Genomic DNA, 17,646 nt, shown 5'->3' on the forward strand with positions numbered 1-17,646 from the left:
GTTTTTACAACTTGTTTTAAATAATATCAGATATTTCGTGATAGTTAGTTTACGATTAGGTTACAATTGTGTAACAATCGACAGAAAATTAAAAAACTCGAAGCGATTTTCGCTTCGAGTTTTTTGTTATTTAAATATTTTCGGATTTTGTGCTCTAGCCAAAAATACACTATAAGCAGATCTTGTCATCTTAGCATGAGGTTGGAATTGTGTTGTCGAAACGCCACGTGCGATCCCTTGTTGCACTAGAGCTTGAATAGCTTCATAACTCGCCATCCCAGTATTCATATCAGTAAATGATAATAGTTTATTCGGATCACTAGGGAACAAAAACGCATTTTGTATAAGAATAGCCATCTCCGCACGAGTTACTGCCTGACTTGGTTTAAATGAACCATCTGGAAAACCTGAAAGGATCCCTGTTTCGTAAGCTGATTGAATATAGCCGGAAGCAAAATTGCCGGACCCAACATCTTTGAAAGAAGTTACTCGTTCTTCCCCGTTTAAATTCATTGCCCGCCCTAGTAGAGCGACTGCTTCAGCACGAGTAATTTCATTGGAAGGTTTAAATGACCCATCTTTATATCCGTTCATTTGTTCTTTAAAGTATAAATAACTGACATGACTAGAAAACCATTGTGACTTATTCAAATCAGTGAATGCTGGATTTTTTAAAGTTACATTTACCTTTTCTGTCATGGCATCCCCATTTTTCATTACATACGTGAAATTAAATGAATAAGTACCTGCCGGACGATACAGCTCCCATTTGGCACTTGCCACTTCTTTAAGCGGTTCACCGTTTTCAGTTAGCTTCCAACTGCTTACAGCATCTTTGTTTTGCAATGTGAGCATGATTTGGCCATTTGATACAGTTGAGTCCAGAAACGGTATTTCTGTAATAGTCGGCTCATAAGTAGCCACTCCGTAACCAAAAACTTCATCTCTCCCAATTGCACCTAAATCAGTCGCAGTTACTTGAAGCAATTGACGCAACTTCACATTTGACATATTCGGGAAACGTTCTTTGTATAAAGCCAATACTCCCGTGACATGTGGCGCTGCCATAGATGTTCCTGATTGAGAAAAATACCCGTTCTGTGTGCCATCTTCCAAATCTAAGTTACGAGGATACGTACTTAGAATGGCTACGCCTGGTGCTGAAACTTCTACTGAAGGTCCTCTAGTCGATCGATTCCATCCCGTATTTGAAGAGGTGATGGCAGAAACACCAATCACGCTGTCATATTTTGCAGGATAACGGACAGTATCTGTTAATTTAGAATCCCCATCATTTCCAGAAGCCGCAACAATAACCATCCCACTTGCATAGGCTTTGTCTAGTACTTCCTTAAAGAATCGATCATCAAAATCAGTCTCGACACTTAGATTTAGAATGTCAATGTCATTTGCCATTGCCCATTCTACACCTTTAATTAATTCAAAGGTTTCGCCTGCTCCATTTTGATGTAATGATTTAATCGCATACAATTCAACATTAGGTGCAATACCTTGAATTCCTGAATTATTTTTCAGAGCTGCAATTGTTCCAGCGACATGTGTGCCATGTCCATTATCATCATCGTAGGCTACTCCTGATCCACAGTTTGAAGACAGACTGCAAAATCCTCCACGAACATGTAAATCCGAATGCTCTGTATCAATACCAGTATCCAGAATTCCCACCTTCACCCCTTTGCCTGTATATGGTGTAACTTGTGAAGGTAAGGCTTTCAGTTGTTTATATGAAGGAGATATTGTATCTGATGAAATTTCATACGTATATTCAGGTAAGATCTCGAATATGGATGATTCCGATTGTAATTCCCTTAACTGTGAAGTTGACACTTCAATTTCTGCAACAGGAATGGTATCGAATGAATGTAAAATTTTATATTTCTTTAGTAATTCTTTATTTTTCTGATCAATTTTCACAACAACATGATGCGTTGATTCAGCCATAACTTCGTATGTATTCAAACTACTAAGTAGCAGAACAGACGAAATTGCAATGCTTACTATATATTTCATGGTACACCACCCTTTCCCCTATAACTTATTATACTTTTAAATTTCTCATATGAAAAACGCTGACCTAAAATTTCTTTAGATCAGCGTTTTTTCTTAATGAAGTTTAGGAGAAGGTTTACCATTTACAGTGTTATATAGCGGTAAAACATCTTTTCTGCCTTCATAGTGATAATAATAATCAAGTGTTGCCATGAAAATAGCTTTGGCCATTTGATCTCGACGAGTCGATGATGCAATATACGCATTATCAGTCTTATTATCAATAAATCCAATCTCTGCTAAAGCTGCAGGCATTGTATTTTCACGTAAGACATAATAGTTTCCTGCTTTTGCACGACGGTCTGTCAAATCCCATGCTTCGAGCATACGATTTTGAATATACTTAGCTAACGCTTTAGATTCGTTTACATGAGGATTGGTTGCAGCCGTTTGATAATAGAACGTCTCTGTTCCATTTGCTGAACCATTCAATGCATTGGCATGCATACTAATGAAAATATCACCATTATTTTGGGATGCAAATTTCGTACGAGCACCTAATTCTAGAAATACATCTGTAGTTCTTGTTAATTTTGCTTGAATTGGTGTTTTATCAAAATATGTTTTAATAGATTTCGAAATATTTAATACTACGTTCTTTTCTTGATAGCCGTACCCTTGTGCACCTGGATCGTGTGCACCATGACCTGGATCGATGATCACAACTATGTCACTTAACGTATTAGTCGGTGGTGGCGTTACAACCGGGGGCGGAGGTGTTGGGTTATTTGGATCTGGAACATCTATTTGGATATATGCACTATGTACAAATCCTTCTTTTCCATTTACACGTATGAAAGACCAATCTCCAACTGTATATCCATATTCAATTACTTGCCCAGTGTTTACTTTTACTAAAGACGGGTATTGTGTATTAGGACCAGTTCGGACATTTAAACTATCAACATTAACATACATCAGGCGATTAAACGTTTGTTCATCAGAAGTACGGAATTGTGCATGAATCCCACGTGCTAAGAATACAGAGAAGTCTGCTCGAATAATTGTATCAGTGGCACCAAAAGAACCGTCAACATAACCTTGTGCAATACCTTTTTCCATTAAACGAGAAGAAGCTATTGATACGGTATTTGCACCGTAACCAAATGAACGGCTAATTAAAATGGCCATTTCTCCACGCGTCAATGTCTGGTTAGGTTTGAACTGACCATTTGGATATCCTGAGATGATACCCTTATTTACCATTTGTTGAATATAACCAGATGCAAAATAGTTTGAAGAGACATCAGAAAACGAAGTTGCCTTTTTCTCTCCATTTAAACCAAGTGCACGCCCTAGCATAGCAGCAGCTTGTCCACGCGTTACTTGTTGGTTCGGCGAGAAGGATGTCGAAGAAATTCCGTTCGCAATTCCTCCCTCTACTAAATAATAGATTTCCTCTTGAGCTCGGTGAGATGATCCTACATCACTAAATAATGTATTTGCCGAAGTTTGTGACGTGGGAAATCCTAATCCAATGAATAATGCAGCAAAGACAGCATACAACCATAATTTTTTCAAATCGCAAAATTCTCCTTTTTCTTGTTGTATCGGAATCGTAACATAAAATTTGCCAGTTGCCTATGTTTCTATTGGTCTATATTTTTGCAATATTCGACTTTTCCACACTAGCTTGGCAAATTTTAATAGGAGAATGTAAATAGAAAAAAGACCTCACAATGTGAGGTCTTTTTTAATTTAGTTAATGAATTTGACAGATTGTAAGAAGTTATAAAGAATTTTTGCCATTTGGCCACGTTCTGTATCTTGTGAAGCACCAAACGTTCCATTACTGTAACCATTGATGTATCCAGCTTGATAAACTTTTTGAACATGTGGACGGGCCGTGTTACCAATGTAACGGTAATCTTTAAAGTTTGTAATCTTTTTAGTCGTATCTAATTTCACGCCATCACTGCCGATGAAATCAAGAGCACGGCTGATCATGATTGCTGCTTCATCACGAGAAATTTCATCATATGGACGGAACTTGCCTTTCGCATCTCCCTTAACAATTCCAGCTTCAACTACAGCCGCAATTTCTCCATTTAAATTAAAAGCTTGTGCTGAAGAAACATCTGTAAATTTAACTGTTGAAGATATTGGAATTAGTCCAAGACCACGAGATAGGATTGCAGCGAACTCTCCACGAGTAATTTCACGATCCGGAGAGAATGTTGTTGCAGTAGTTCCTTTAACAACCATACGGGAAGCCAATTTCTCAACATATTCTTCAGACCAGTTTTTACCGTTGTTTACATCAGTAAATGTTTTGAAGTTCTCAATAAGAGTATATACCGAGTTACTGTTACGGAAAAGATTAGCAGATTTCATGTTACCTTCTACAAATGTAGGAACTGCTACAACGGTTCCGTTAGCATTCACAACCACACCAACTGTTGTTAGTGGATTTAAGTTAGTAGAAGTACTAATTGAACGTTGAACCGGCTTGCTGAAGTTTTTCAATTCAATTGTATCGCCATCTGGTGCTACTAATGAAAGTTTGAAATCAATTGCAGCTGATAAAGTCTTGAATCCTGCTTTTCCTGCCAATGGGTTTGCTACCTCATCAACTGTTACAACTAATTTTAATTCCGCAGAAGCAACACCTAAAGAAGCAGCAGCTGCTAGCAAATCGATTTGAGAAACAGGAACTTCATATGAAGCATTTCCAGAAACGATCACAACAACCGCTTCACCGTTTTTGTTTTTAAGAGCAGTTAAAATAGTTGCAGGGATATTAACAACTTCAACTCCAGCATCTAATTTAACAACTAGCTCTTCAACCGATGAAGCTTTATTAATCGCATCGATTACAGCTTGTGGATTTGTTTCAATTGTAGAGCTACCAGTTGAAACCTCTTCACCAATAACATTTACTGGAGGTATTGGTGTTGGACCAGGGATAACAGGTGGATTTACAGGCGCTGTAACCTGCTTTAATGCTTCAACAAGTATCGGTAATGCATTCTTTAAAGCTGCATTTAAATCACCAGTATTTGCTGTTTTTAAAGTATCCATTACTGTAGTTTCATTCTTTAATATACTCTTTAAAGCGATATAAACTTTATCATTAGGAAATGAAGCTAAAGCTAGTCCATATGCACCGATATATACTTCAGTATTTGCACCTGCATTCAGGGATTTAATAATGTCATAGTAAGCAAGGTGAACATTCTTTGCAAATGTCCCTAACTCCTCTTCATCAATGTTCGATCCGAACAACAACTCTACATTGGATTTATTATTATCTTTAAAACTTTGGAACTTTTCTTCAAAGTTATCATCTACATTTGTAGGTGAGAATGTATTAAATAAACTAGTCACTAATGCTACAGCAGCAGTTTCTTTTGGTGAATCTGATGCAATAGAATCATCTAACATAGATTTTACAAGAGCACCTTCATTATTAGTTAAAACTTCCAATAATTCTGTATGAGCAATTGTTAATACATTTCGGTTAGCAGTTAACGCTGGTGTATTGTAAAGTTCTTTAATGAAATTTGCATAAGCTACATCTTCATTTGCGGCACTCGCTTTCTCAGCATTAATTCCTATTGCCAACACAGGAGTGAATGCTATAGCTCCAGCCATTATTGCTTTTAATGCTTTATTATCATTTGAAAATTTCGTCATTTAATCACCTCTTGGTTAATTTTACTTATTACAATAGTCATTATAATTCATATTTTTTCCAATCACAACCGAATTTACCAAATTTATTGATGGTTATACAATTTTCAAAATTATTTACTAGCAACTTGTCGAATTATGGTAATCTTAAGAAAGTGTTTAATAATAGGGGGATTCTAGGTGAAAAAACATTTAAAGAAAAGTTTAGCTATTTTTGCAGTCATATTTTTAATCATTGGAGGATATTTAATATATATATTTCAATTTAAAGAATACGATGTTGCTGATTCTGAGGTAACGGAGATTACACGAGAAACTTTTAAAATCGAGTTACCCGATGGATCCTCAATTGTATTAGATGAAGAGGGTAACATTGTTGAATCTGATGATACAAATACGATTCCAGCCGGCTCTACTAACAATGGAACTTCATCTGGGAGCGGAATAACAAATGATGACTCTACTACCGGCACTAATACAGGTACTGCTGGAAATAATGGAACATCTACTAAAAACAGTGGGAAAACATCTACGAATGAAGGTTCCACTGGTTCCGGTTCTAGCGGTTCTACTGGCTCAACTGATAGCAACTCTTCTGGTGGTAGTGCAAATGGCTCGAATAAGGGTGATTCTTCAAGCGAAGGAGCCAGCACTGGTAACAACTCTGATGGTGGTGTAACAGTTGCTTCTATTAAACAAAAGTATGAACCCGTGATGTCCAGTCTACAATCCCAAGCGAATAGTCGTATTGATGCTTTAGTCGGTCGTGCTTATTCAGAGTATCAAGGAAAAAAAGCAAATGGTGAATCAGTTAACTACGCTTATTTCTACAACAAGTATACGTCCGCTGCTTCTGAATTAGAAAGTCGTACTGATAAAGTATTTTACTCAGTAATATCTGTTATTGAAAAAGAACTTGTAGCAAATGGTTATGGAAAGACACATGCTCAAAGTCTAATTAATGAATATGAAGCTGAAAAAGAAGCTCGTCGAAATGCTTTACTTGATAAGGCAATGAATAGATAATATTTCATCCTGACCGAAACTCTGGTCAGGATTTTTTTGTGAGAAACTTACTTGACTTTACTATTATATGAGTGATGATAGTACCAAACATTCAGAACTAAGTTGAGTTGATATCCCCTATCTGTTATCTCTCGGTTACACAAAAACCCCGACATCAAAAGATGCCGGGGTTTATTAAATTACAATTTTATTTAATTAGTTAGCAGCTGGTACAGCAATGTCTACGATGCGTCCTTCTACTTTTGGATCAACTTTGTCTAATGACTTGATGTAATCGATGAAGCTTGTGTAATCCACGATACCTGGCTCAGAGACACGGCCTTCATTGTAAGCTGTTTTGAACATTTCGTAACCATCTCCACCTTTAGCAGTGAATGTGTTAGTTGCTACGAAATAGTTTTTCGCATCTTCAAGAGCTACGTATTCAGCTCCTACTTTAACTTCCACTTTCGTTACACGTTTTCCAGCTTCTTTTGAGCTATCATACTCAAATTTCATACCAGCAACGTGTAAGAATGCTCCATTTTCTTTCGGTGCTTGAGACACTGAATGTTCCAATGCCGATTTAATTTCTGATCCTTTAAGTTCTAGGATAGCTAATGCATTACCAAATGGCATAACTTTTAATACTTCACCAACAGTAATGTCACCTGCATCGATCGAGCTACGGATACCACCACCATTTTGAAGAGCGATCACAGTGTTAGCGTTGATGCCTTTAGCTTTAGCAAGCATACCGTCCGTCATCAAGTTACCAAGGTTCGTTTCATTAAAGCGAACACTTGATTTGCCTTCTGTATCACCAGCACGTTGACCATCTAACATCGCAACAGCTGTAGCACCTGTAGATTGTGTTTTGATAGCTTCAACTTCTGCTTTATATGGAGCCAATAATTTCACAGCTTCTTCATCAGCTGCAAAGTTATCTGCCTTGATCTCTAAATATTCTCCAGCAAACACGGAAATTTCACCATTTTTGTTGAAAGTAACATCAAGAGTTCCTAATAATTTACCATATTCATTTGCAGTAACGATTACTGTTGGCGCATCGAATGCATTAGAAACGACAGGAGCAGGAATTTTAGAATGAGTGTGACCTCCGACGATAATGTCAATTCCTTCTACTTGTTTAGCTAATTCCAAGTCATTGTCAAACTTCAAGGAATCGTCTAAACCAATATGTGTAAGTGCAACAATTTTATCTACACCTTGGTCTTGAAGTGCTTTAACAGACAATTTAGCTGATTCGATATAGTTATTGAATTCAACTTTACCAGTAGAAGAAATAGTTGGCGTTTCTTCAGTTGTTAAACCAAACACACCGACTTTTTCTCCATTAACATCTAAAACAACACCGTTGTAAATGTGTCCATCTTTGTATGTTGAAGCATAAGTATTTGATTGAAGACCATCAAATAGTGGGTCTTTAGAGAAGTCCACGTTAGCAGAAACCAATGGGAATTCTGCATTATTGATGAACTCAGTAAGAGATTTGTGACCATCTTTTGAAGATCCTAAATCGAATTCATGATTACCAAATGTCATGGCATCATAACCCATGTAGTTCATTAACTCAACGTCTGCAGCACCTTCGAAAGCGTTGAAGTAAAGATCTCCAGAGAATACGTCACCAGCATCTAGTAAAATATTATTTTCATTTTCTGCACGTACTTGTTTAATAGCAGTAGCACGGAATGGTGCAGTATCCAAGTATGCATGTGTATCATTTGTATGCATAACAGTTAAATCGAAGAAACCAAAATGTTCTTTTGCACGATCAAGGAATAATGCAAGTTCACCACGTTTAACTGCAGACAAAGAACCAAATTGAGTATCAGAAGTACCATTCGTAATGCCAGCTTTCACTAAAGCATCTACATACTTAGCGAATGTAGCGTTAACGTCAGTAAATTTTGTTGATTTAATATCTTCATTAATTGTTAATTTACTTGCATTAGCTAAGATTTTAGCAGTTTCATTACGAGTCAAATCGTCATATGAGCCGAAAGATTTTGTCGTTTTACCGTTAACAATCTTCGCTTCCACCAATGCATCAACTGCCCATTTCGCACGAGCTGGTACATCTGTAAATCCTGAGCTCTTATATGTTCCGTCTTCAGTAAAGCCTAATGCACGTGCAACAAGAACAGCTGCATCTACTCGGTCTATGTTTTTATTAACGCCGAATTGTGTATCAGTAAGTCCATCCGAAATACCACTACCAACTAAAAAGTTAACAGCATCCGCATAGTTATCACCAACATCAGTGAATTTCACTTCGTCAGCAGAAGCAGATGGTGCAAAAGCCATGGCCACTGCAGCAGCAGTAACAGTTGTTGCTAAGAATTTTTTGTTAGACAATTTCGACATGTACAAATTTCCTCCTTCAAGTATGTAAGTTATTAGGTAAAAACTCTTACATTAGTAATTTTACCAATATTCCCACTAATAATATAGTTCATTTACATAATCTTTATATTTTTTTGTAAGCGGTTTCTTCCTATAATAAAAGAGAAGTCCCTTTGTTAATGGGACTTCTCTTTTTTAAAGCTATTCTTGGGCATTAAATAAACGATGACTAATGCCAAACCCGCTCCAATTGAATCCAGTAAAACATCATGAATGGTTGGCGTCCGGCCGCCTGTCAGAGATTGATGGAATTCGTCAGCAACCGCCAGCACTACAGTAAGAATAAACGCTAACCTAAAGCGCCGCACCATGATATAGGCTGCAATTGCAAGAGCACCAAAAATAACAACATGTGCTCCTTTTCTGATTAAAAACTCGATAAACGCATGGTATCCTCGTTCTTCCACAGAAACGATTGTTCCCCAATAAGGAATCTGCAACAGCGATAATACATCTTTAAAAGGCTCATTCGGAAGCCATCTCATTAAGTCTGGAATTAATGATTGTTCTTCATAAGTTTGTGCAGAAGAATAAAATAGTGCCATAAGGATGAGGATAAATAAAATGTACTTTTTCATAGTTTCCAGTTTAGCACAATTTCTAGCATGGGTGGTGTTTCTAGTTAGGTAGAGGTGACGTTAGCTGAAAAATTTGTGTAGTGACCACTGCAAATTGATAGAGCAATCCATCTTCAATACATAGAAAAGTGGCAGCCGGATTTCGACTGCCACTGAAGATCTGAATTTTATTTTTTGGAAAACATATGAACCCAATAAATACGGCCATTTGCATCTTTCTTTATACCAGCACCGATGTTGGTATAGTCTTTGTTCAATATATTGGCTTTATGTCCAGGAGAATTCATCCAGGCAGTCACAACTTCCTGAGGAGTTTTCTGACCGTAAGCAATATTTTCTCCAAAACTGCTGTAACTATAACCGAATTGTTTTGCCATATCCCAAGGTTTTCCGTAAGTCGGTGAGATATGATCGAAATAATTGTTCTTAACCATATCTTCAGCTTTTACAGTAGCGATTTTCGATAACGGTGCGTCAGCAACCAATGCTGGTAGTCCCGCTTTTGCGCGTTCAAGATTAACTAAGTGAACAGTTTGAATGGCCGTGTCGTTTATGGAAAGTGTTGAATCTACATAAACTTTGTTTGTGCTGTCGTATTTAATTACACCTGAATCTCTTTTTTGATCCCAAATAATCGCCCGATCAATGAAAACCGACAATTGTGCACGCGTCACTTTTGCATAAGGACTGAAATAGTTCCACGACACTCCTTCAGAAATCTTTACTTCCGCTAGCGTTATAATAAAAGGTTTCCAATTGTCTTGAAGCACGTCTCTAAATGTTACTTGGTGATGATCGTCAATTTTAATCTGGTAAGCAACGACTAATAGTTTAGCCATTTGCGCACGACTTAATGGCGCATCTGGATTAAAAGTAGTCGTATTTGAAAAAACACCTTTTTCTGTCAATGCGCGGATTTCTTTATATGCCCAGTGTGTAGAAGGTACATCTTGATAACTAGTTTTAAAGGTAGAATCAAGCGGCAGTTTCAAAGCATTTGCCAATATTTTTGCGGCTTGTGCACGGGAAACTTGGTTGTTTGGACCAAACATACCATTACTATATCCATTAATAATTTTAGCATTTGAAAGTTTTTCAATTGAGCTATATGCCCAATGGCTCGTTGAAACATCCGGAAAACCAGCAGCTTGGCTACTTGTCGGAATGAACAAAGTTATTGCGAGTATTGTCGCAACAATAAACTTCATGGGTTTCATTCTCCCACGTCCTCTCTGTTTTTAATTACTCTACCAAATAATCCAATATTTTAAATGAGGAAAAGGTGGCAGGTAAATAAATCTAAATGATTGGCAGATTATTGAAGATTAATGGTATAAATACTTAGTTTATATTATTTTAGCAGAATAGGAAGGGAATACTTAATAGCTTGTAAGATGTCATAATATTTGATAAATTCATCAAAAGGAGTTGATTTTTATACAACTTAAGAGGGAAATGCCTAAATCACTATTTGCACTCAGACGATTGATTCGTCGAATATCGATAAACCATCCCCAACACAATTCCATCCACCAGGAACTTTACAATTCTAATGCTGGTTATAGTGGAGAAAAATATATTGATTCTGTTTTAAAAAATATTCATTTCCCAATCCCCCACTCGATTTTCCCAAACTTTCGACTTTGTGAAAAAAATATCCCTTCATCTCAAATTGACATCTTGGTTTTCACACCAGCTTATGCTCTAGTAATTGAAGTGAAAAACTGGAGTGGCTCAATTTCTTTTCAACAAACAGGACAGACCATTCAAACCAAAGATAGCATTGTTAGATCAATGGATTGCCCGATTGTTCAAGCAGAATACTATAAAGAAAATTTGAAGGATTGGTTTCACTTAAAGGGCATTAATCATCCAGTCCATCGAGTCGTCATTTTCCCATATGCATCAACAATCTTGCTTGGAGCGGAAGGCCGTGGTGTGCATTTTGCAAAAGAATTGCCACAAATCATTCGCAATTTAAATAAACTTCCTTTGTTAATGAATTCCAATGAGTTTAATTCTCTTTCAAAAAAATTAATTGATGTTAACAAATCATTTAAAAGAAACACTCTTTGTCAGCAATATGGCATCCTACCTTCTGAGCTGACTCAAGGAGTTTATTGTTCTCATTGCGATATTCAACTATATAAAAAGAATAGCCGACATTATGTCTGCCCATCATGTTCAATCGTTTCAGAAAACCCTGTTAAGGAGACCATGATTGATTGGTTCACTTTATTTGATAGCCATGTAACCAATAAGGATGTTCGATTACTTTCAGGAATATTAGATTCCTATCGAGTTCAATATTACATGAAATTATCAGGCTTTCCTTTTACCGGTCGTAACAAAGGAAGAGTTTATCATGTCAATGAATATGAAAAACTATTATTTTTAAGTAACAATACTAAGTAATAATGTTTCCGGGAGCTTCTGATATATTTCAGAAGCTTTTTTCTGCCGTTAATTACTTTCTTGATATGTATAGGACTTTTCTTGATAAATGGAAGTGATTTCTCGATATCCCCTTCAACTTTTCTTGATATCACGATGACTTTTCTCGATATCCACCCGCTATTCCTTGATAAACCCCTTACCATAGCAACGTGACATTTGGCTCGCCAAATGTCACATTTCAAGCACGTTTCATCTTACCAATTTCAATGGATTTCTTGATCTTTATAGGACTTTTCTTGATAAGTGGAAGTGATTTCCCGATATCCCCTTCACTTTTCTTGATATCACGATGACTTTTCGCGATATTCACCCGCGATTCCTCGATAAACCCATTCACCACAGCAACGTGACATTTGGCTCGTCAAATGTCACCATTTTTAGCACGTTTCACCTTACCAATTTCAATGGATTTCTTGATATGTATAGGACTTTTCTTGATAAGTGGAAGTGTTTTCTCGATATCCCCTTCACTTTTCTTGATATCATGATGAGTTTTCGCGATATTCACCCGCGTTTCCTCGATAACCCCCTTCACCACAGCAACGTGACATTTGGTTCCCCAAATGTCACCATTTCAAGCACGTTTCATCCTCCTATTTCAATGGATTTCTTGATATGTATAAGACTTTTCTTGATAAGTGGAAGTGATTTCTCGATATCCCCTTCACTTTTCTTGATATCACTATGACTTTTCGTGATATCCACCCGCGATTCCTCGATAAACCCCCAAACACCACAAAAACCCCCACTCCATTCAGAGTGAGGGACGGAATCAAGCTTCAATTTTTTCCGTGAGTACATTTTTGACCAGATTCTCGAGTAACTGTGGTAATTCAACGAATGCACTTTGAATGTGCAGGCGCTCCGTGCGTTTATGCGCATCTTTTCCGAAAGGTCCAACGTTGAGTACTGGTGCTTTCAGTAAACGCATTTCATTAAAGGGAATGGAATACGAATCACCCCAGACTGGTGTGTTGGCTTCAAACACTTGCCAGCCTCCAGTTGTATCTTCGTAGTTAACGTAACTCAAATCGGAAATTCCGTTAAAATAATGGATTTGTTCTATATTTAGATTGAATTCTGTTTGACCCAGTTCTTTTACAAATTCGACACACTCTTTCACCAATGGGTCGTCACTTGTATTGACCGCCGGATAATACGGAGGTGCGAACAGTAAGACAATGGCTGGCGCTAACTCTTGGCACTGAATCATCAGTGTATCGACAATGCGGAAAGATTTTTCCCGGTCATCCCATTCCTGATGATCACGAACCGTCGTTTTAACCGATTCCACATAATCATTTCCAAATTTCGCAACTGCGTGATTCATCAACTCTTCGTACTTCAAGACGCGAATGTCACCAACCGGTTCTACACCTTCACGTGTACATACTGCTTGATAACTTTTGTTGCACTCATCTGCCGCTTCATTCGCAACCCCTTCAAAGATCGACATAATTTCAGCCGCATTGCGTTTCATCAGAAATACATTGTATAAAGCCTTTGCACGGTAAGGCGTCTGTGCCGAATACTCCATCTTTAAATCTTTTTGTTGAATCGTCACAGGCAGTGGCGTTTTCTCACCTAAAACAGTTTCTTGAAATAACGGATTAAACTCCATACGTTGTGTTAAAAAAGAGGCAATATAATTTGCCGTAATCCCACTAAGTGGTTCCCCGACATGTGTCTCCATGCCATAAAAAAGAGCAGAAGGCATTATCTTTCCGATTGAACCTGAATACAAATAATATTTATCATCACCGGGTTGTTGTGCAAAGATTGGCTCGCTATTTAAAAACAACTTGTATGTGAGGTGATGCTGCGTTCGGTAATCAATCAATTTGGACACAGCCGCTCTCATTCCCGAACTATTTACTTCTTCATCTGGTACCGTCAATAAAATAATATTGACCGGCCATTCTTCATGAGACGCTTTTTCAATGAGACTCATGTGCAATACGAGTCCCATCTTCATATCCATCGTGCCACGGCCAAATAAGTAATTACCTGACTCCAAATCAAGACGGGCGTCTTCCGGTAATTCATCTTTTACATCCAACAATGCTTTCGTCAACATTTCCGGTTCAAAAGCCAATGCTTCCAGGTCCCCGTATTCTTCGGTATTGACCGTATCGAAATGACTGATCAGCACAATCGTTTCTTTTGCTTCCGGATGTTTATATAATGCGGTAAGGAACTTTCGTCCAAAATCGGCTTCGCTTAATTCAATATTTTTATGATTATCATGGAAGTATGGAATATCCTGCAGTTTTGATTGGACTTTGAAAGGAAACTCCCGCTCCCCATCTGATAGCGTCATACTTTTCCAACTGACCACTTCACATAACAAGGTTCGGAGTGCTTCTGGTGTCGACCACATAAGTTCTGTCATGATGTATTCCTCCTGTTTTTAAGCCCTCTATCTTTTGGAATGATACAAATTCTAATTGAATTAAAGTACCTGTCTTTGTTTAGAAATGAATGCTTCCATCCGGTCTAATCCTTTTTCTAATACCGGCATGGCATAGGCATAGGAAATACGGATGAATCCTTCCCCGTATTCACTAAAGGCACTGCCCGGTACACATGCAACGCCACCTTCTTTCAAAAGCTTGGTCGCAAAATCGAATGACGACATACCGAATTCTTTAATAGAAGGAAAAATATAAAATGCACCATTTGGTTTTACTACGTCCAGTCCCATATCGATCAATCGACCGTATACATAATCTCGGCGGACGATGTATTCTTTATTCATTTCAGCAGGAACATCCTTGCTATCGCCCAGTGCCTCGATGGCTGCATATTGACTTGGCACCGGTGCACAGACGGAATTATATTGGTGAATTTTGATGCATTGTTGCATAAGTGATTCCGGACCTAATAAAAATCCGATGCGCCAGCCTGTCATGGAATGCGATTTTGATAAGCCATGTATCAGGAATAGTCGATCCCGTAACTCTGGATACGACCCAAATGAACGATGTTCACCCGAAAACGTGTTTTCACTGTATATTTCGTCGGATAATACATAGATGTCTTGTTCTTTCAGCACTTCTGCTAATGCATCCATTTGCTTGGAATCAATGGTGACACCCGTTGGATTCGACGGAAAATTGAATAGGACAGCCTTCGTCTTCTCTGTAATCAACCCTTTTAATCGTTCAGGAGAAGGTTGGAAGCCTGTATCTGAAGTATCCAGATACTTTACCTTTGCGCCGCACATCGTAATAATCGGAGCGTACCCCGTATAGCAAGGCGCCGGTAAAATCACTTCGTCTCCTTCTTCGAGGATGGTCCGAAAGACTGCGTCAATGGCTTCGCTTGCTCCGATTGTGACGATAATTTCTGTGTCTGCTTTATAGGCAAATTGATATTTTTCCATGAAAAAGCGACTAACCGCATTGCGCAGCTCAATCATGCCGGCATTATGGGAATAGCCAGTCAAGTCATTCGAAATAGCGGCGATGCCTGCTTGTTTGACGGCTTCAGGTGTTGGGAAATCGGGCTGGCCGATCGTTAAATTTACTGCGTCCGGATAATGGACGAGCTGGTTGGAAAACTGACGGATGCCTGATACGGCAATTTTGGTAATACGTTCGTTTATTGTAAGTGGCATGGGATCTTCAACCCTTCTCATAGTAATGAAGAAATCTTCGTTCAATATTATCCATATGTTCGGTCATGGCATTTATTGCAGCTGTTCCGTCTTGCTGTTCGAGCGCGTTGACGATGTCTTCATGTTCCCCGCTCGCCTCCATTGCAGAAACGGGATACGTATTCGCAAGGATTAAAAAGGCACGATTAACACCCGTATTGACCGCATAAATCATTTCACATAATTTTGTATTCGGATTTTGATCCGCCAATAGTAAATGAAACTCCCGATCCAGTTCAATAAATTCATGAAAGTCATTTTTATCCGCTGCCCGTTTTTGAAGTTTAAGATTGCTTTTCAATGATTTAAGAAAATCGGGTGTCGTTAACTTGGCAATCTGCTCAATATTATACGTTTCAAGTAGCTTCCGTACTTCCATATGATGAAGTGCATCCTCTTTCGTGAATGATGAAACAATGGCAGGTTTTCCACTTTGTAAAACTACGAGTCCATCCGTTGCCAAACGACGAATGGCTTCACGAAGAGGGGTCCGGCTTATTCCGAGTTCCAAGGCGAATTTTTCTTCACGCAGTTCTTCGTTCGGTGCGAGCGTCCCCGTCAAAATATCTTTACGTATTAAATCATAAGCTTGATCCGCTAACGAATCAGGTTTTTTTATCTTCCTCAACAGATGTCATCCTCTTTTAAGTTCGATTGTATTCTGTATACAGTATATGCGGATTATAACGTAGTGTTGTATTAAAGTATAGAGAGATTATTTGAGAGATTTTGATACAATTTAGCGTTTTTTGAGAGCGTACTTATTTAAATTTTTAAATATCCAGGATATTATATAAAAATAAATAATTATTTATTAAGAATTATTAATATTTTCAAGCCATTTATTAGCAATTTGTGTAAAATAGTAGATAATAGATAGAATACGTCATTATGTGAGTGAATGGGGTTGAGTACATGGACTTTCCAAAAGAGGAAGTTGGTAAGAGAATAAGATACTTAAGAAAATCATTAGGGTTCACTGCGGATGATTTAGCGAAAAAAGCTGGAGTTAGTCAAAGTATGATTTCTCAAATAGAACGAGGACAAGTCTCTCCTTCTCTAGAGACTTTATGGAGAATGAGTTATTGCTTGAAAGTTCCTGTCTTCACTTTCTTTGAAGAAGATGAGCAGGAAATCGTCACGGTGCTGCGTAATAATGAACAACCGGAAATGAAACAACTGCGTCCGAATGTGACATATCAACACCTCTCTCCTCCTCAGGGCAAACAGATCAACTTTTTTAAATTGATTTTAGAGCCAGGTGAATACACAGATAATCCACTGATGTTTCATACCGGAGAAGAATGTGGTTATTTACTAACTGGGCAAATTCGGGTAGAGGTGGATGGAGAAGTTTATGAGCTTTTTGAAGGAGACAGTATTTACTTCAATAGCAACCTCCCTCACCGATTCGAAAATGCGGGTTCCGAGACAGCAACAGCTATATGGGCAATGACGCATCCTTTTTGAATCTTTTTCCGTTGTCATCCGTATACTTAAGTATCGGAATTATAAGGAGGTATCATCTATGTTAAAAAACCCTGGCATTGCCGCCGTATTAAGTTTCTTTTGGACCGGTGTCGGTCAAATATATAACGGACAAATCATGAAAGGCTTAATCTTGATTGGCGTTCAAATTCTCAACTCATTGTTGATGTTCGTATTAATTGGCTTCATCACTTTCCCTCTTGTATGGATTTGGGGAATTTACGACGCGTACAAAGTTGCCGATCGAATGAATAAAACCGGCTTCTGACCACTTCCATTTTGGGAGTGGTTTTTTTTGAGTTTGCGACGCCTATTCACGTTCGCGTA

15 protein-coding genes are annotated in these 17,646 nt (G+C 38.0%); 4 read left to right on the forward strand and 11 right to left on the reverse strand.

Annotated elements, in window-relative coordinates; genetic code table 11:
* Positions 1-126: 126 nt before the first annotated feature.
* The 3 genes from M9R32_RS05560 to M9R32_RS05570 all read right to left on the reverse strand — a co-directional run bounded on the left by M9R32_RS05560 (position 127) and on the right by M9R32_RS05570 (position 5,706).
* Positions 127-2,031 carry a S8 family peptidase gene (locus tag M9R32_RS05560; protein ID WP_269925741.1) on the reverse strand — a complete coding sequence of 635 codons (1,905 nt, stop codon included), beginning with the start codon at positions 2,029-2,031 and terminating at the stop codon, positions 127-129.
* 93 nt (positions 2,032-2,124) lie between these two features.
* Complete coding sequence (locus tag M9R32_RS05565; protein ID WP_269925742.1) at positions 2,125-3,591, reverse strand: N-acetylmuramoyl-L-alanine amidase; 1,467 nt, start codon at positions 3,589-3,591, stop codon at positions 2,125-2,127.
* A 177-nt stretch (positions 3,592-3,768) separates the two neighbouring features.
* A complete protein-coding gene (locus M9R32_RS05570) occupies positions 3,769-5,706 on the reverse strand; it encodes an S-layer homology domain-containing protein (protein ID WP_269925743.1) in 1,938 nt (645 codons plus the stop codon).
* Between the two features lie 177 nt (positions 5,707-5,883).
* Between M9R32_RS05570 and M9R32_RS05575 the strand changes: the two genes are divergently transcribed.
* Positions 5,884-6,729 (forward strand): hypothetical protein, encoded by an 846-nt coding sequence (locus M9R32_RS05575; protein ID WP_269925744.1) that lies wholly within the window; start codon positions 5,884-5,886, stop codon positions 6,727-6,729.
* Between the two features lie 195 nt (positions 6,730-6,924).
* Here M9R32_RS05575 and M9R32_RS05580 read toward each other — a convergent pair whose 3' ends face one another.
* The 3 genes from M9R32_RS05580 to M9R32_RS05590 all read right to left on the reverse strand — a co-directional run bounded on the left by M9R32_RS05580 (position 6,925) and on the right by M9R32_RS05590 (position 10,933).
* Positions 6,925-9,099: a 5'-nucleotidase C-terminal domain-containing protein gene (locus M9R32_RS05580; RefSeq protein ID WP_269925745.1), complete on the reverse strand. Its 2,175-nt coding sequence runs from the start codon at positions 9,097-9,099 to the stop codon at positions 6,925-6,927.
* Positions 9,100-9,254: 155 nt separating this feature from the next.
* Complete coding sequence (locus tag M9R32_RS05585) at positions 9,255-9,716, reverse strand: VanZ family protein (protein ID WP_269925746.1); 462 nt, start codon at positions 9,714-9,716, stop codon at positions 9,255-9,257.
* Between the two features lie 167 nt (positions 9,717-9,883).
* On the reverse strand, positions 9,884-10,933 hold the full coding sequence (locus tag M9R32_RS05590) for an S-layer homology domain-containing protein (RefSeq protein WP_269925747.1): 1,050 nt from the start codon (positions 10,931-10,933) through the stop codon (positions 9,884-9,886).
* 211 nt (positions 10,934-11,144) lie between these two features.
* Here M9R32_RS05590 and M9R32_RS05595 point away from each other — a divergent pair, with 211 nt between their 5' ends.
* Positions 11,145-12,131, forward strand: a complete 987-nt coding sequence (locus M9R32_RS05595; protein ID WP_269925748.1) for a nuclease-related domain-containing protein — start codon at positions 11,145-11,147, stop codon at positions 12,129-12,131.
* A gap of 220 nt (positions 12,132-12,351) precedes the next feature.
* Here M9R32_RS05595 and M9R32_RS05600 read toward each other — a convergent pair whose 3' ends face one another.
* From M9R32_RS05600 to M9R32_RS05620, 5 genes are all read right to left on the reverse strand, one after another.
* The gene (locus M9R32_RS05600; RefSeq protein ID WP_269925749.1) at positions 12,352-12,483 is read right to left on the reverse strand and encodes a hypothetical protein; all 132 of its coding nucleotides are present in this window, start codon (positions 12,481-12,483) and stop codon (positions 12,352-12,354) included.
* A 51-nt stretch (positions 12,484-12,534) separates the two neighbouring features.
* Positions 12,535-12,681 carry a hypothetical protein gene (locus M9R32_RS05605; RefSeq protein ID WP_269925750.1) on the reverse strand — a complete coding sequence of 49 codons (147 nt, stop codon included), beginning with the start codon at positions 12,679-12,681 and terminating at the stop codon, positions 12,535-12,537.
* Between the two features lie 264 nt (positions 12,682-12,945).
* A complete protein-coding gene (locus M9R32_RS05610) occupies positions 12,946-14,565 on the reverse strand; it encodes a M20/M25/M40 family metallo-hydrolase (RefSeq protein WP_269925751.1) in 1,620 nt (539 codons plus the stop codon).
* Between the two features lie 60 nt (positions 14,566-14,625).
* Positions 14,626-15,792, reverse strand: coding sequence for an aminotransferase class I/II-fold pyridoxal phosphate-dependent enzyme (locus M9R32_RS05615; RefSeq protein WP_269925752.1), 1,167 nt, complete (start codon positions 15,790-15,792; stop codon positions 14,626-14,628).
* A 7-nt stretch (positions 15,793-15,799) separates the two neighbouring features.
* The gene (locus tag M9R32_RS05620; protein WP_269925753.1) at positions 15,800-16,459 is read right to left on the reverse strand and encodes a GntR family transcriptional regulator; all 660 of its coding nucleotides are present in this window, start codon (positions 16,457-16,459) and stop codon (positions 15,800-15,802) included.
* 287 nt (positions 16,460-16,746) lie between these two features.
* Between M9R32_RS05620 and M9R32_RS05625 the strand changes: the two genes are divergently transcribed.
* On the forward strand, positions 16,747-17,301 hold the full coding sequence (locus M9R32_RS05625; protein WP_269925754.1) for a helix-turn-helix domain-containing protein: 555 nt from the start codon (positions 16,747-16,749) through the stop codon (positions 17,299-17,301).
* 58 nt (positions 17,302-17,359) lie between these two features.
* Positions 17,360-17,587, forward strand: a complete 228-nt coding sequence (locus tag M9R32_RS05630; RefSeq protein ID WP_269925755.1) for a hypothetical protein — start codon at positions 17,360-17,362, stop codon at positions 17,585-17,587.
* Positions 17,588-17,646: the final 59 nt, after the last annotated feature.

Origin of the sequence: Paenisporosarcina quisquiliarum, assembly GCF_027563315.1 — a bacterium.
GTDB lineage: Bacteria > Bacillota > Bacilli > Bacillales_A > Planococcaceae > Paenisporosarcina > Paenisporosarcina quisquiliarum.

Bases quoted from the DNA above. Each gene is read 5' to 3' on its own strand.
- M9R32_RS05625 (WP_269925754.1), top strand. From the start codon at position 16,747: ATGGACTTTCCAAAAGAGGAAGTTGGTAAGAGAATAAGATACTTAAGA.
- M9R32_RS05570 (WP_269925743.1), bottom strand. From the start codon at position 5,706: ATGACGAAATTTTCAAATGATAATAAAGCATTAAAAGCAATAATGGCT.
- M9R32_RS05580 (WP_269925745.1), bottom strand. From the start codon at position 9,099: ATGTCGAAATTGTCTAACAAAAAATTCTTAGCAACAACTGTTACTGCT.
- M9R32_RS05630 (WP_269925755.1), top strand. From the start codon at position 17,360: ATGTTAAAAAACCCTGGCATTGCCGCCGTATTAAGTTTCTTTTGGACC.
- M9R32_RS05610 (WP_269925751.1), bottom strand. From the start codon at position 14,565: ATGACAGAACTTATGTGGTCGACACCAGAAGCACTCCGAACCTTGTTA.
- M9R32_RS05585 (WP_269925746.1), bottom strand. From the start codon at position 9,716: ATGAAAAAGTACATTTTATTTATCCTCATCCTTATGGCACTATTTTAT.
- M9R32_RS05590 (WP_269925747.1), bottom strand. From the start codon at position 10,933: ATGAAACCCATGAAGTTTATTGTTGCGACAATACTCGCAATAACTTTG.
- M9R32_RS05560 (WP_269925741.1), bottom strand. From the start codon at position 2,031: ATGAAATATATAGTAAGCATTGCAATTTCGTCTGTTCTGCTACTTAGT.
- M9R32_RS05615 (WP_269925752.1), bottom strand. From the start codon at position 15,792: ATGCCACTTACAATAAACGAACGTATTACCAAAATTGCCGTATCAGGC.